Source organism: Nocardiopsis sp. CNT312 (assembly GCF_000515115.1).
In the GTDB taxonomy this organism is placed as follows: Bacteria; Actinomycetota; Actinomycetes; order Streptosporangiales; family Streptosporangiaceae; genus Nocardiopsis.
In genome coordinates, this window is record NZ_AZXF01000011.1 from 127928 (window position 1) to 141681 (window position 13754).

Consider the following 13754-nt stretch of genomic DNA (forward strand, 5'->3'; position numbering starts at 1 on the left):
TTCCCCGCACCAAACCTGGCCCAGACGTCATATTCGCATCACCCGGGGTAAGACAGGTCTGCCTTGACCGGTCTCCGGCCCGGACCCAACGATGTGGGGGTGCTCAACCGACCCCACGGGGCCGCCCCCCGAGGAACGGCCGCGGACCTCCTGCACGGCCGCCGCGTCACCGACCCCTACCGCTGGCTGGAGGAGGCCGACTCCCCCCGGACCTCGCTCTGGCTGCGCGACCGCGACCGCGAGTACGAGCGGCAGGCCGCCGCCTGGCCGCTGCGCGCACCCCTGGCCGAGCGCATCCGCTCCCTGGTGGACACCGACCTGTGGACCCCGCCCCGGCAGCGGGGCCCGCTGCTGCTGGCCACCGTGCGCCGCGCCCGGCGCGAGCACCCGGCGCTGGTCGCCCTGCCCGCCCGCGGCGAGGGCCCGGCCCGCACCGTCTACGACCCCGCGGAGGAGGACCCGGACGGCGGCACCACGCTCGACTCCTGGGAGCCGAGCCCCGACGGAGCGCTGGTCGCCGTCCAGACCTCCGTGGGCGGTGTGGAACGCGGCCGGATGCGCGTCCTGGACACGGCGTCGGGGACACAGGCCGGCCCGGTGGTGGAGGGCGTCCGCTACTCCCACGTGGCCTGGGTTCCCGGCCCCGAACCCGCCTTCCACTACGTGCGCCGCGACGGCGTGCGGGGGGTGCGCGGCGTGTGGCTGCGCCGGGTCGCCGACGGCTCCGAGCGCCTGGTGCACGCCTGCACCGCTCCCGCGAGCGTCCCCGGCGTCCGCGCCCTGGACGGCCGGTGGCTGCTCATCAGCGAGAGCCACGGCACAGGGCACCGCACCGACCTGTGGCTGGCCGACCTCGCCGACCCCCGTCCGCGCCCCGTCCAGGTGGGCCTGGAGGCCGAGACCGAGGCCCTAGCGGGCCCCGACGGCCTGCTGTACCTGCGCACCACCCTCGACGCGCCACGCCGCCGCGTCATGGCGGTCTCCCCCGAGGACCCCGGCGTGGAGCACTGGCGCGAGGTGGTCCCCGAGGACGGTGGCGCGACGCTGGACGCCTTCACCCCCTACGGCACCGCCGAGCGGCCGGAACTGCTGACGGTGCGCACCCGGTGGGGGATCAGCGAGGCGTCCCGCTACGACGCGCGTTCGGGCGCCCTCCTGTCCGGGGTGGACCTGCCGGGCGAGGGGATGGCCTCCGACCCCCAGGCGGCCCCGGACGGATCGGTGTACCTGGCCTACGCCGACGTCTCGGAGCAGCAGCGCGTCCTGCGCCTGCCCCCCGGCTCCTCCCGCACCCTGCCCTGGCCGCCCCGGGCGCACACGGCCCCGCCACCGCCCAAGGTCACCCGGACACTCACCGGCTGCCGTTCGGCCGACGGCACCCGGGTCCACATCACCGTCTTCACCGCCCCCGGCACCCCCGGACCGGGGCCGACCCTCCTGCACGCCTACGGCGGGTTCGGGCGGCCCCGCCAGTTCGGGTTCAGCGCGACCGTCCTGGCCTGGCTTCTGGCGGGCGGGCGCTACGCGGTGGCGCACGTGCGCGGCGGCGGCGACGCCGGACGCGGCTGGCACCTGGCGGGCTCGGGCCGAAGCAAGCCGCGCGCTGTCGAGGACCTGGTCGCCGCCGCCGACGCCCTCGTCGACCGCGGGCTGTGCACTCGCGCGCAACTGTGTCTGTCGGGCGGCTCCGCCGGGGGACTGCTCGTCCTGGCCGCCGCCACGTCCCGCCCGGACCTGTGCGCGGCGGTCATCGCCTCCGCGCCGCTGGCGGACATGGCCCGCTTCGAGCGCCTGGGGCTGGGCCGGATGTGGACCCGGGAGTTCGGCACCGCCGCCGACCCCGGCGACTTCGCCGCCCTGATGTCCTACTCGCCCTACCACCGGGCGCTGGAGCGCTCCTGCGACAGCCCGTCCCCACGCTTCCCCAGCGTCCTGCTCACCGGCTTCCACGGTGACACCCGCACCGACGCGGCCCACCCGCGCAAGATGTGCGCTGCGCTGCTCGCGGCGGCGCGGGACCGGGGCGGGGAGGCCCCGCGGGCCCTGCTGCGGTACGAGCGCGACGTGGGGCACGGCCCGCGCGCGGTCGGCCGTGCGGTGGCACTGGCCGCCGACGCGCACGCGTTCGCGGCCCACGAGACGGGGCTGGTGCCGGGGCGACCCGGTGCCGTCCCGAACAGAGAATGAGGAACCCACACGAAATGACGAGGTGTGCGATGGACCCGTTCGAGATCGAGGTCGAGGACCTGGCCGAGGTGACCTCCCGCGACATCACCGCGGGCGGCGACAGCGACGGAACCGACTCCAGCTCCGACTTCATCTGATCAGGCCCCGCCGGGCGTGCCTGCGCGGCGCGCCCGGCGGGCTCCACCTCTCATGAGAGGGCACCACGTGACCGACACGGGAGAGCTGTTCACCCGGGCTCTGTGTGACGCCACGGGCCGCGAGACCTTCACCTCGCGCCTGTCCGAGGGGTTCCTCCTGGCCGACCTGGGCGCGGACACCGTCCGCTCGCTACTGACCTTCGACGACCTCAACGCCGTGATCGCCTCGTGCGCGCCCGAGCCGCCGCGCCTGCGACTGCACCGGGACGGCTCCCCGGTCCCCGTCGAGCGGTACACCGAGCAGGGGACCGCCTCGCGCACCGCCCGCAGGGTGATCCGCCCCGAGGGGCTCTACGGCGAACTGCGGTCCGGGGCGAGCCTGGTCCTGGACGGCATCGACCGCATGCACCCGCCGATCGCGGCGGCCGCCGACGACCTCATGCGGCTGGTCCGCGAGCGGGTGCAGGCCAACCTGTACCTCATCTGGGGGGAGTCGCGCGGGTTCGACACCCACTGGGACGACCACGACACCGTCATCGTCCAGGTGGAGGGGACCAAGCACTGGCAGGTGCACGGGCCCGGTTCGCGACCGCACCCCATGAAGAACGACACCGACCACTCCCACACGCCGCCCCGCGGCGCGGGCGGGGAGCTCCAGGTGGTCTGGGAGGGCGTGCTGCGGCCCGGCCAGGTGATCCACGTGCCGCGCGGCTGGTGGCACACGGTGACCGGGACGGGCGAGGTGAGCATGCACCTGACGTTCGGATTCACCCGCGCCACCGGGGTGGACTGGGCCGACGCGCTGGTGCGGCGCCTGTTCGACGAGGAGCTGTTCCGCCGCGACCTGCCGAGGTTCGCCGACGGCGACGAGCGCGGCAAGCACCTGCACGCGCTCCTGGCTCGGTTGGCGGAACTGGCCGAGGAGCACGGCCTGGACGCGTTCCTGGCTGAGCGGGACGCCCGCTTCCCGCGGCGCACCTCGTTCTCGCTGCCGTGGCCGGTGGAGGACGCCGACCCCGCACCGGAGGCGGTGGTGGAGTTCGCGCCGATCCTGCCCCCGCCGCTGGAGCGGGAGGGCGGCCGGGTGAGCGTCACGGTGGCCGGGCGCCGCTACCGGCTCCCGGCCGTGGCCGAACCCGTACTGGATGCGCTGGCGCGGGAGCGGACCCTGACCGTGGCCGATCTGGCCGAGCGCGTCGGCGGGGACACCGGTGCGACCGCCTCCGTGGTCCGCGCACTGTCGCGGCACCACCTGGTCCTCATCCGCTAGCGGCGGAGCCCCCGGCGCGGACGTAGGCGTCGATGCGGTCGAGGAGCCGCGGATCCCGAAGCAGGGCCCGTCGCCCCCTCCCCCGGAGGGGCCCGGCCGAGGGGCCCTTCCGGTTCCCGGAGCATGCGTGCGAGGGCGGGGAAGGCCTCGCCGGCGACCGCTTGGGGCGGTTGCCGCACGCGGCCTCCGGAACCATGTGACCTGTACTTTCTTTCCCCATAGCACCCCGGCCGAGGATTGCCCGCAATGAAATGTTAGGGTAGCCTCACTTCACAGGCGCAGATGGACCGTCCCCGGTGGCCGCTGCGGTCAGCCCTGCAACGGCCGTCATGTGAGGAAGGGCAGGTTCCGCGGTGACTCAAGACCCGCTCGGTGCACTGTGCGAGGCGTGTGCACCACTGAAGTTCGCACCGCTGCCCGAGATCACGGACTCCGCCGCCCCTGACCGGCCCCACCGCGCCACCGTCCACTGGTACCGCTCCGACCACCTGGTGGAGGAGGGTGCCCTGCGCATCCTGCACGACAAGCTGCGCACCGAGCACGGCCCCGGTCACCGCCTGCCCGCCGCCACCAACTTCCTGCGGGTGACCCTGCGTGAGCCGATCTTCCTGGTGTCGGCGTCGCTGTACCTGACCGGTCGGGCGCCGCTGCTGAGGCCCGACACCCTGTACCTGCCCTGGGACACCGTCGCCTCACGCTTCGCCACCCCGGCTGTGGCGGGCGCGCACTGGGCGGTGCTTCCCGGTGACACCGCCTCCGGCAGGCCGGACACGGTCACCGTCGCCGACGAGGACGCCCTGGTGCGCGCGGCCGCCGAAGGCGTGGTCGCCACCTTCGGCCCCCTCCTGGAAGACCTGCACGCCCACTCGCGCGCCGGGCTGCGGACCCTGTGGGGGTGGGTCGTGGACACCCTGCACTTCTACATGCTCAACCCGGCCCGCTACTTGGGCCGGGACGCCGAACAGGCGTGGGGCCTGGCCGCTCGCCTGGGCGAGGCCGTGGTCGGGGCGGGCGCGGTGACGCGCCGGCGGCCGCGCCTGTTCCCGTTCGCCCCGCAGCACCCGCGTGGCACGTGGGCGGTGCGGGGCACCTGCTGCTTCGACTACAAGGCCGACCCCGAGCACGGCTTCTGCACCACCTGCCCGCTCAAGCGCGACTCCGACCGCCGGAAGGACCTGTCGGAGTGGCTGCGCGACCCCGCGCTCGCCCCCTGACCGGTCCCGTCCCTACGGCTCCTCCACCGGAACCTCGACCGCCTCGTGGTAGAAGGGGTCGAACACGAGCGTGGCGGCCTCCACCTCGCCGGGGACCGTGACCGTCCCGGTGACCGTCTCCCCCGGGGCCACGGAACCCGCCTCCAGTTCGTTCTCGTCCAGCGCGATGGCGTCGCCGACGCCGTGCGTGCGCCCCTGGGCGTCCACCACGGAGAAGTACAGGGGGTTGACGTCGATGTCCTCCTCACCGGTGTTGGTCACCGACACCTTCACGCTCGTGAACTCCCCCTCGGTGTAGAGGGAGCTGGGCTCGAACTCCGTCTCCACCGCGGTGATCTCCTCCTCCACCGGCTCGCTCGGGGCGTCCGCCTCAGGGTCCGCGACCTCCTGCGCCGACTCCCCGTTCCCGCCCGCCGTGACCAGCAGCAGGGCGGTACACCCGCCCATGAGCAGCAGAACGAACAGGAGCACGGCGCAGCCGATGCCGACGACCTTGCCCCACGGCGTGGGTGCGGGCGGAGGCGGACCGTAGGTGCCCGGCGGGGGCGTCGGCGCACCGGGCGGGGGCGGGCCGCCCGGGTGGCTGCCCGCCCCCGCCGCGGGCAGGTCCGTCTCCCCGTAGCCGGGGGCGTACCCGGCGTGCTCGAAACCGGCCTGCCCAAGCCCGCTGGGCCCCTCGGAGGCCTCGCCCGGACCGGGTTCGGGGGAGGTGCCCCCGGGGCTCTCGCCGTGAGCGGCGCCCTCCGGGCGGGCGTCCCCGTCGGAGGGGGGCGGTCCGGGCCGCTCCCCGGGGCCCTCCTCGGGCTCTCGATCGGTCATGAGAACACCCCTCGGTCCGCTCCGGTGCCCGCGCCCAATGGACGCCTCAGACTGCACCGTAACCAGACAAGTACTGACGACCATCCCAATACCAGGGCTTTTCAGGTAAAGATCATGCCTGGGTTGGGTTCCGGAGAACCCGCGCCGCGAGCACGAACACCGGGACGGTGAACAGGGCGGCGAAGAGGTTGAGCCCCGCGAAGCCGGTCAGGGACAGCGCCACGCCCGACAGAGCGCCCGCGCAGGCCCCTCCCAGGTTCATGACCAGGTCACCGACCCCCTGCACCCGGGGCCGCTCATCGGCGGGAACCGACTCGGCCAGCAGCGCGGACCCGGACACCAGGCACAGCGACCAGCCCAGACCGAGCAGGACGAGCCCGACCGTCACCAGCACCTCGTCGTGTCCGGCCCCCGCCGAGAAGGCCACCGACACCAACAGGACCGCCTGTCCGGCCAGCAGCACGGGGACCCGCCCCAGACGGTCGGCAAGCCACCCCACCAGCGGGGAGAAGGCGTACATGCCGAGGATGTGCAGGGAGAGGGTCAGCCCGACCACGGTGAGGGCCGCCCCGTGGGCACTCATGTGCACGGGGGTCATCGTCATCACCCCCACCATCACGGTGTGGGCGGAGACGATCGCGGTGATCGCCAGCAGGGCACGGGGCCTGCGGGCCACGGTGCGCAGCGCGTCCAGGGGTGAGCGGCGCGGCGCGGGCCGGGCCCCCTCCGGGCACCGCTCAGGGAACGAGGCGATCACGAGGGGGTCCGGACGCAGCAGCACGAAAGTGGCCGCCGCACCGAGGGCGAACCCCGTCGTGGTCAACAGCGCCGGCCCCAGGAGTTCGGGCAGTCCCAGGCCGGCGGCGAGGTCCCCGCCGATCCCGATGAGGTTGGGCCCGGCCACCGACCCCACGGTGGTCGCCCATACCACCAGGGACAGGTCCCGGGCCCGGGTGTCCTCCCCCGCCAGGTCGGCGGCGGCGTGCCGGGCCTGGAGGTTGGTCGCGGTACCCGCCCCGATCAGCACCATGCCGACCAGGAAGAGGGGGAACCACCCGGCCACGGTGGCACCGATGACGACCAGGCCGCCCAGGGCCCCCACCACCCATCCGAGCGCGAGTCCGGGGCGTCGGCCGCGCCGCGCGGCCAGCGAGGCCAGCGGCAGGGAGAAGACGGCGGCGCCCAGGGTGATCATGGTGGTGGCCATCCCGGACCAGGCCCGCGAACCGGACAGGTCGAGGGCGATCAGCGCCCCCACCGCCAGCATGGCGCCCATCCCCAGGCCCCCCACCACCTGGGCGAGCATGAGGGCCGCCACGGTACGGCGCTGCACGCGGGCGCGGCCCTCTGCCGAGAGCACGGAGCTGTGGGGGGATGTTCGCGTGGACACGCCACCGACCTTTCGGTTCATCCTGACAACGGATGGATCGTAGCGTCTCACCGAAGATTTTTATAGCGCCACTCTAAATACTGGTGCTCGCGCTCGACCTGCCGCATGTGCGTGTACAGGACGTTGGGGTCGGCGGAAGAGACCACGACCCCCTCCTCGGGGACCACCGGCCAGCACGCGAAAGCCCAGAAACAGCGGGTGTAGGGGCCCCACAGGACCACCCACGCCCCCTGCTTCTGCCACTCGACGTGCTCCGCGACCCGGCGCTGTTCCTCATCCCCGTCATCCATTACGAGAACGGGCATACCCGGCCCCGAGCACGACCGATCCGGCCGGAACCGGCCACGAAAACGTGTCGGCCGCCGGACCACGAAGGTCCGGCGGCCCGCACGGGGCCGGGCGTCAGCGGCGCCCGGAGACGAGTTCGCTGCCCGGGACCGGCTCGGCCGGGTCGTTGCCCAGGGCGATCACCCTGTTGTCGGCGTCCACGTGCACGATGTGCTGGACGTGCTCGGCTCGCTCGGCCTCGACGACCTGGGCGTAGGAGATGATGATCACCAGGTCGCCCGGGCTGACCAGCCGCGCCGCCGCGCCGTTGATCCCGATGACGCCGCTGCCGCGCTCACCGGTGATCGCGTAGGTCACCAGCCGACTGCCGTTGTCGATGTCGACGATGTGGACCTGCTCACCGTCCACGATGTCAGCGGCCTCCATCAGGTCGGCGTCGATCGTGACCGAGCCGACGTAGTGCAGGTCGGCCTGGGTGACGGTGGCCCTGTGGATCTTGCCGTTGATGAGGGTGCGCAGCACTGCCTGATCCCCGTTTCAGAAGACGTACGGACTACAGGCCCCTGGCGGGGTCCCGTGCCCTCCCATGATGGCCCCGACGGGTGCACGGTGTGCCCGCGGGGTCCCACTTTGCGGCCAACGCCGCCCGGGTCCGACTTGTTCCCCGGGCGGCGGCCCCGCTCAGTTCAGCGAGGAGTAGGCGACCACGCCGCGCCGGACCAGGTCGACGGCCTTGCGCGCGTTCCTGCGCACCTGCTCGTCACCGCTCGCGCCCGCGATCTGGCTGAGCATGTCCACCAGCATCTTGGCGGTGCGCACGAAGTCTCCGGCGGGCATGTCGGCCTGCCGCAGGATGGCGTCCAGACGGTCGCCCCGCGCCCACCGGTGGGCCGTCCACACGAACCCGAAGTCGGGCTGGCGCAGGAACGACACCCGGTGTCGCGCCTCCACCTCGTGGAGGTCGCCCCACAGCCGCACCATCTCCGCCAAGGCCTCCTCGACCGGCCCCTGCGGGACCCGGGGGAACGGGTCGTCGTCACGGCGCGGCTCGTAGACCAGAGCGGCCGCGCAGGCCGCCAGCTCCACCGGCGCCAGGTCCCGCCACACCCCGCGGCGCAGGCACTCGGCCACCAGCAGGTCCAGGTCGGAGTAGACCTTGGCCAGCCGGGAGCCGTCCTCGGACACCGTTTCACCGGTGAGGTAGTCCAGGTCCTCCAAGACGCCGCACACCCGGTCGAAGGTGCGCGCGATGACGTTCGAGCGCCCCTCCACCCGGCGGCGCAGCCCCTCGGTCTCCTTGCGCAGCCGAAAGTACCGCTCCGCCCAGCGGGCGTGGTCCTCGCGCTGGTCGCACCCGTGGCAGGGGTGCTGGCGCAGTTCGGCGCGCAGCCGGACCACCTCGGCGTCCTCGGCTCCACCGCCCGACCCGCGCCCGTCCCTCCCCCGCTCGACGGCCGGCGCGTCGCCCTGCTCCCTGAGCTTGTTGCGCAGCGTCGAGGCCAGGTCCTGGCGCGAGCGCGCCGAGCGTGCCGAGAACGACTTGGGGATGCGGACGCGGCCGGAAGGGTGCACCGGGACGGTGAAGTCGGTGGCGTTGACCCGTTTGACCTGCTTGCCGACGGTGAGCACCAGCGGGGCGGGCACATCCAGCTTGAGCCCCGGGTCCAAGACGACGGCGTGCCCGGAGAAGCGCCCCGAGGGGATCCGGATGATGTCGCCCCGGCGCAGCCCCAACAGGCTCTCCATCGCCTCGTCGCGGCGGCGCAGCGAACGGGTCCTGGACAGCTCCGACTCCCGGTCGCCGAGTGCGCGGCGCAGCCCGGCGTACTCCATGAAGTCGCCCAGGTGGCACTCGGCTGAGGCCGCGTAGCCCTCCAGCGCCTCCTCGTGCTTGCGCAACTGCTTGACCAGTCCCACCACGGCCCGGTCCGCCTGGAACTGGGCGAAGGAGGCCTCCAGCATGGTGCGGCTGCGGCGTCGGCCCACCCGGGCGACGAGGTTCACGGCCATGTTGTAGGAGGGCTGGAAGCTGGAGTCGAGAGGGTAGGTGCGCGTACCCGCCAGGCTCGCCACCGACTCGGGGTCGGTCCCGGCCTGCCAGATCACGACCGCGTGGCCCTCGACGTCGATACCGCGCCGCCCCGCGCGCCCCGTGAGCTGGGTGTACTGTCCGGGCGTGAGCTGGGCGTGGGTCTCGCCGTTCCACTTGTCGAGCTTCTCGATGACCACGGTGCGCGCGGGCATGTTGATGCCCAGCGCGAGGGTCTCGGTGGCGAAGACCGCGCGGATCAGCCCCCGGGAGAAGAGCTTCTCCACGACCTCCTTGAAGGTCGGCAGCATCCCCGCGTGGTGCGCCGCGATCCCCGCCTCCAGGGCGCTCAGCCACTGTGAGAACCCCAGGACCGCCAGGTCTGCGGGCGGGATGTCGGCACACCGCTCCTGGGCGAACGCACGGATCTCCTCGGCCTCCTCCGGTGTGGTGAGCACCAGACCGGAGGCCACGCACTGACGCACGGCGTCGTCGCAGCCCGCACGGCTGAAGATGAAGGTGATCGCGGGCAGCAGGCCCTCGTCGTCGAGCTCGGTGATGACGGTGGGACGCGAGGGCGGCGCGTACCGGGAGCGGGGCCGCGCGCTGCCCCGGGCCCGCGACTGCGGGGAGCGGCGCCGGTGCGCGAGCTGGGTGACGCGGCTGTCCTCCTCGGCGATGCGTGTCAACCGCGGGTTGATCGCCAGCCTCCGACCGCCGACCACGATCTCGCGCGGCTTCCACGACCGGTCGCGGCGGCGCTCGCGCTTGCGCTTGGACGCCGAGCCGCCGTCCTCCCGCCCGCTGTCGGCCTCCTCCACCGGTTCGGCGAACAGGTCGTGCATCCGGTGGCCGACCATGACGTGCTGCCACAGGGGGACCGGCCGCTTCTCGTCGACGATGACGGTGGTGTCACCGCGCACCTGCTGGAGCCACTCGCCGAACTCCTCGGCGTTGCTGACCGTGGCCGAGAGGGCGACCATCTGCACCGACTCGGGCAGGTGGATGATCACCTCCTCCCACACCGCGCCGCGGAACCGGTCGGCGAGGTAGTGGACCTCGTCCATCACCACGTAGGCCAGCCCGCCCAGCGTGGCCGACCCCTCGTAGAGCATGTTGCGCAGCACCTCGGTGGTCATGACCACCACCGGCGCCTCGCCGTTGACACTGTTGTCACCGGTGAGCAGGCCGACCCGGTCGCTTCCGTAGCGCGCGACGAGGTCGTTGTACTTCTGGTTGGACAGCGCCTTGATGGGGGTCGTGTAGAAGCACTTGGTCCCCTGGCTCAGGGCGAGGTGGACGGCGAACTCCCCGACCACGGTCTTGCCCGATCCGGTGGGCGCGGCCACCAGCACCCCGTGCCCGTACTCCAGTTCCTTGCACGCCCTGATCTGGAACGGGTCGAAGTCGAACCCGTACAGCGCCTGGAAGGCGTCGATGGCAGCGCTGGAGGCGCTCTTGCGCCGTTGGAAGGCGGCGTACCGCTCGGCGTGGCTACTCATATCGCCCCCAGACTATGAGGTCGTGTCCAGGACCTCGACCGATTTCGGCACCGCCTCGCACACCAGTGGCCCCGGACCCATCCGCTCGCCGTCGGCGTAGGCCGCACCCGCCCCGGCACGGATCGCGACCCTGCGTCCCCGCAAGGCCACCACCGTGGCGTCGGTTGTGTGGTGCCCGGTGAGGATCCTGGGCAGCAGCGGCAGGTAGTGCGCCAGAGGCGCCGCCCGCAGGAGCACCACGTCGAGCAGGCCGTCGTCGGGGATCGCCCCGGGGCACATGGGGATGCCCCCGCCGTAGGCGGCGGTGTTGCCCACGGCGACCAGCAGGCCCGGCTCGTCGATCCGCGTCCCGTCCACGTCGAGGGAGTAGTCGGCGGCGGCGAAGGAGCCCAGTTCGGCGACCAGGCCCCGCAGGTAGTCGGCCCGCCCCGCGCTGAACCGGAAGCCGTTGACGCGCTCGTTGACCCGCGCGTCGAACCCGCAGGCCAGGACGCTGAGGTAGTGGCGCTCGGTGCCGTCGGCCAGGGTCAGGCGGACCGCGTCCACCGGCCGGGTCCTCCCGGCCAGGAGGGCCGCGGCCGTACGGTCGGGCCGGCCCGCGGGGCACCCGAGCGCCCGGGCGATGTCGTTGCCGGTACCGGCCGGAACGATCGCCAGCGCCACCCCGGTCCCCACGACCCCCTGGAGGGCCTGGTGGACCAGACCGTCGCCGCCCACGGCCACGAGGGCGTCCGGACGTTCGGCGGCGGCCCGCAGCGCCAGCCGGGCGCTGTCGGCGCCCGAGCGCCCCGCCAGGACGCGCACCCGGGCGCCGCGAGCGCGCAGGCGCTGCACCAGGCGCACGGCGGCGACGGCGGCGCGCCCCCGGCCGGGGTCCACCAGCAGGGCGAGGTCGGCAGGCATCTCTTCGGGTCCTCCACCGGGGCGGGGCGGCGGCGCGCCGGGACGGGATCAGGCCTCGGCGGCGGCCCGCTCGGCGGCCTCGCGGCGGCGGTACTCCTCCATCGCCTCGGGGGTGTTCAGCGGTGAGGGCACCCACGCCGCCTCCACCTCGACCTCCCGGTTCTGGATACGGCGCTCCTCCTCGGTGAGGTACTCCTCGGGGATGTCGAACTCGCCGTCGCGGGCACCCAGCACGAAGGCCTCCCACTCGGCCGGGGTGAAGAACAGGGTGCCCTTCTCCGGCGACTTGCCGTCCCTGACCGCGCGGAAGCCGTCGTCGAACGTGGCGACCTCCACGACGGCATCGGAGGTCTCCTTGGACAGGGACGAGCGCATCCACACCGCGTGCGTGGTGTCGTGCCACTTCTCGTTGCCCATGGCCTCGGGGGGCAGTTCACGCGCGCCCCCGGACTGCTCACTCATCGATCGCACCCTTCACGTCTCACCTGCGGTGCCCCGGGCCGGTCCCGGGGCGGGTGGGGCACCCGCGGCGGCCCCACCGCCAGACCCTAGCGGTTGGCACCCGCGCTCACCGACGCTCGGCGGATTCGCCCCCGCTGTCGGTGGCCTCCAGGTCCGAGGGCGTCTCGTCCAGGTCGGAGAGCTCGTCGTCGTCCAGCCCGGCCAGAGGGTCGTCGCGCCTCTTGCGGCGGTCGTTGAGGAAGGCGACCAGTTCGGCGATCTCGAACAGCACCACCAGCGGCACGGCGAGCGCGAGCATCGAGATCGGCTCGGCGGGGGTGATGACGGCGGAGATCGCGAACGCCCCGAAGATGATGGCGCGGCGCCACTTGGCCAGCGCGGCGTGCGACAGGATCCCGGCGAGGTTGAGCAGGACGACCAGCAGGGGCATCACGAAGCCCAGGCCGAACATGGCCATCATGATGACCATGTAGTCCAGGTACTCGCCCACGGTCAGGAACGGCGCGGCGTCCTCGGGCAAGAACCCGAACAACACGCTCAGGGCCAGCGCGGTGATCTGGTAGGCCAGCGCCGCGCCACCGAAGAACAGCAGCGCGGCCAAGGGCACGAAGATGTAGACGTACTTCTTCTCCCGGCTGTGCAGCGCCGGGGCGACGAACGCCCAGAGCTGGTACAGCCAGACGGGGGCGGAGACCAGCGCTCCGACGAACACCCACACCTTGAAGGCGGCGAAGATCGGGTCGAAGGGGCCCGTCACGATGAGGGTGCAGCCCTCGGGGTCGACCGAGGCCGACTCCGGCAGCGAACAGTAGGGCGCGGTGAGGAAGTCCCACACCGGCTGGTAGAACGCGTAGCCGACGACGGCCCCCAGCGCCAGGCCGATCAGCGACTTGAACAGGCGGCCGCGCAGCTCACGCAGATGGTCCATGAGCGGCATACGGCCCTCCGGGTCGGCCCCCCGGCCTCGTGCCCTCATCTGTACGGTCACTCTCTCTCCACCGGCCCGCGCCCCGCGGACGCGAGCCCCTCGACACGGTCACAGCGTCGCCGCGCCGGCCGGCGCCCCCGAGGGTGCCGGGCCGAAGGCGCGCCGCCCGCCGTTCTAGTTCCCGTAGGTGCGGGGCTGGGGCTCGCCCGACTCGTTGACGATGCGCTGCCCCGCGGGAAGCTGCGGGTAGCCCTGCTGCTGCGGGTAGCCCTGTTGCTGCGGGGCGTCGGTGTTCTGGCGCTGGGCGGTCTGCGACCGGCTCGACTCGTCGGAGTCCTCGGCACCCTTGGTGGTGTCGTCGTCGACCAGGCCCTTGCTCTCAGCCTTGAGGATGCGTGCGCTGCGGCCCACGGAACGCGCGAGATCGGGAAGCTTCTTGGCTCCGAAGAGCAGTAGGGCCAAGACCACCAGGATCGCGATGGTGGGTCCGTTGAGGGCTCCCATGGTTCTACCTCTCTGTGGGGCGCGAACGACTGCCTTCGATCGTACGCGGTGTCCGGTTCCGAAGGGTCACGTTCGCATTCCACTCCGGTTGACGCGTTCGTCCATGCCGACCCTGCCCGCC

Annotated in this window: 12 protein-coding genes; 3 read left to right on the top strand and 9 right to left on the bottom strand. The window is 73.0% G+C overall.

Going from position 1 to position 13754, the window contains the following annotated elements; all coding sequences use genetic code 11:
* The first annotated feature begins 99 nt into the window (after positions 1–99).
* The 3 genes from B042_RS0103350 to B042_RS0103365 all read left to right on the top strand — a co-directional run bounded on the left by B042_RS0103350 (position 100) and on the right by B042_RS0103365 (position 4808).
* The gene (locus B042_RS0103350; RefSeq protein WP_028647053.1) at positions 100–2187 is read left to right on the top strand and encodes a prolyl oligopeptidase family serine peptidase; all 2088 of its coding nucleotides are present in this window, start codon (positions 100–102) and stop codon (positions 2185–2187) included.
* 204 nt (positions 2188–2391) lie between these two features.
* On the top strand, positions 2392–3594 hold the full coding sequence (locus tag B042_RS0103360) for a JmjC domain-containing protein (RefSeq protein WP_028647054.1): 1203 nt from the start codon (positions 2392–2394) through the stop codon (positions 3592–3594).
* Positions 3595–3947: 353 nt separating this feature from the next.
* Positions 3948–4808 carry a (2Fe-2S)-binding protein gene (locus B042_RS0103365; protein WP_028647055.1) on the top strand — a complete coding sequence of 287 codons (861 nt, stop codon included), beginning with the start codon at positions 3948–3950 and terminating at the stop codon, positions 4806–4808.
* 12 nt (positions 4809–4820) lie between these two features.
* Here the strand turns inward: B042_RS0103365 and B042_RS21800 are convergent, their stop codons facing one another.
* From B042_RS21800 to tatA, 9 genes are all read right to left on the bottom strand, one after another.
* A complete protein-coding gene (locus tag B042_RS21800; RefSeq protein WP_036553784.1) occupies positions 4821–5627 on the bottom strand; it encodes a DUF4352 domain-containing protein in 807 nt (268 codons plus the stop codon).
* A 112-nt stretch (positions 5628–5739) separates the two neighbouring features.
* A complete protein-coding gene (locus tag B042_RS0103375) occupies positions 5740–7017 on the bottom strand; it encodes an MFS transporter (protein ID WP_028647056.1) in 1278 nt (425 codons plus the stop codon).
* Positions 7018–7064: 47 nt separating this feature from the next.
* On the bottom strand, positions 7065–7307 hold the full coding sequence (locus B042_RS0103380; RefSeq protein WP_155988854.1) for a hypothetical protein: 243 nt from the start codon (positions 7305–7307) through the stop codon (positions 7065–7067).
* A 112-nt stretch (positions 7308–7419) separates the two neighbouring features.
* Positions 7420–7827, bottom strand: a complete 408-nt coding sequence (gene panD, locus B042_RS0103385) for an aspartate 1-decarboxylase (RefSeq protein WP_028647058.1) — start codon at positions 7825–7827, stop codon at positions 7420–7422.
* 159 nt (positions 7828–7986) lie between these two features.
* Positions 7987–10836, bottom strand: coding sequence for an RNA helicase (locus tag B042_RS0103390; RefSeq protein WP_028647059.1), 2850 nt, complete (start codon positions 10834–10836; stop codon positions 7987–7989).
* Positions 10837–10848: 12 nt separating this feature from the next.
* Positions 10849–11739 (bottom strand): diacylglycerol kinase family protein, encoded by an 891-nt coding sequence (locus B042_RS0103395; RefSeq protein WP_028647060.1) that lies wholly within the window; start codon positions 11737–11739, stop codon positions 10849–10851.
* 48 nt (positions 11740–11787) lie between these two features.
* On the bottom strand, positions 11788–12201 hold the full coding sequence (locus B042_RS0103400; protein WP_028647061.1) for a DUF397 domain-containing protein: 414 nt from the start codon (positions 12199–12201) through the stop codon (positions 11788–11790).
* Between the two features lie 106 nt (positions 12202–12307).
* Positions 12308–13138 (bottom strand): twin-arginine translocase subunit TatC, encoded by an 831-nt coding sequence (tatC, locus tag B042_RS0103405; protein WP_028647062.1) that lies wholly within the window; start codon positions 13136–13138, stop codon positions 12308–12310.
* A 165-nt stretch (positions 13139–13303) separates the two neighbouring features.
* Positions 13304–13633: a Sec-independent protein translocase subunit TatA gene (gene tatA / locus B042_RS0103410; RefSeq protein ID WP_028647063.1), complete on the bottom strand. Its 330-nt coding sequence runs from the start codon at positions 13631–13633 to the stop codon at positions 13304–13306.
* Between the last annotated feature and the right edge of the window lie 121 nt (positions 13634–13754).

Excerpts from the sequence above, each read along its gene's own strand:
- tatC (WP_028647062.1), bottom strand. The coding sequence starts at position 13,138 with ATGCCGCTCATGGACCATCTGCGTGAGCTGCGCGGCCGCCTGTTCAAG.
- tatA (WP_028647063.1), bottom strand. The coding sequence starts at position 13,633 with ATGGGAGCCCTCAACGGACCCACCATCGCGATCCTGGTGGTCTTGGCC.
- B042_RS0103400 (WP_028647061.1), bottom strand. The coding sequence starts at position 12,201 with ATGAGTGAGCAGTCCGGGGGCGCGCGTGAACTGCCCCCCGAGGCCATG.
- B042_RS0103380 (WP_155988854.1), bottom strand. The coding sequence starts at position 7,307 with ATGGATGACGGGGATGAGGAACAGCGCCGGGTCGCGGAGCACGTCGAG.
- B042_RS0103395 (WP_028647060.1), bottom strand. The coding sequence starts at position 11,739 with ATGCCTGCCGACCTCGCCCTGCTGGTGGACCCCGGCCGGGGGCGCGCC.
- B042_RS21800 (WP_036553784.1), bottom strand. The coding sequence starts at position 5,627 with ATGACCGATCGAGAGCCCGAGGAGGGCCCCGGGGAGCGGCCCGGACCG.
- B042_RS0103390 (WP_028647059.1), bottom strand. The coding sequence starts at position 10,836 with ATGAGTAGCCACGCCGAGCGGTACGCCGCCTTCCAACGGCGCAAGAGC.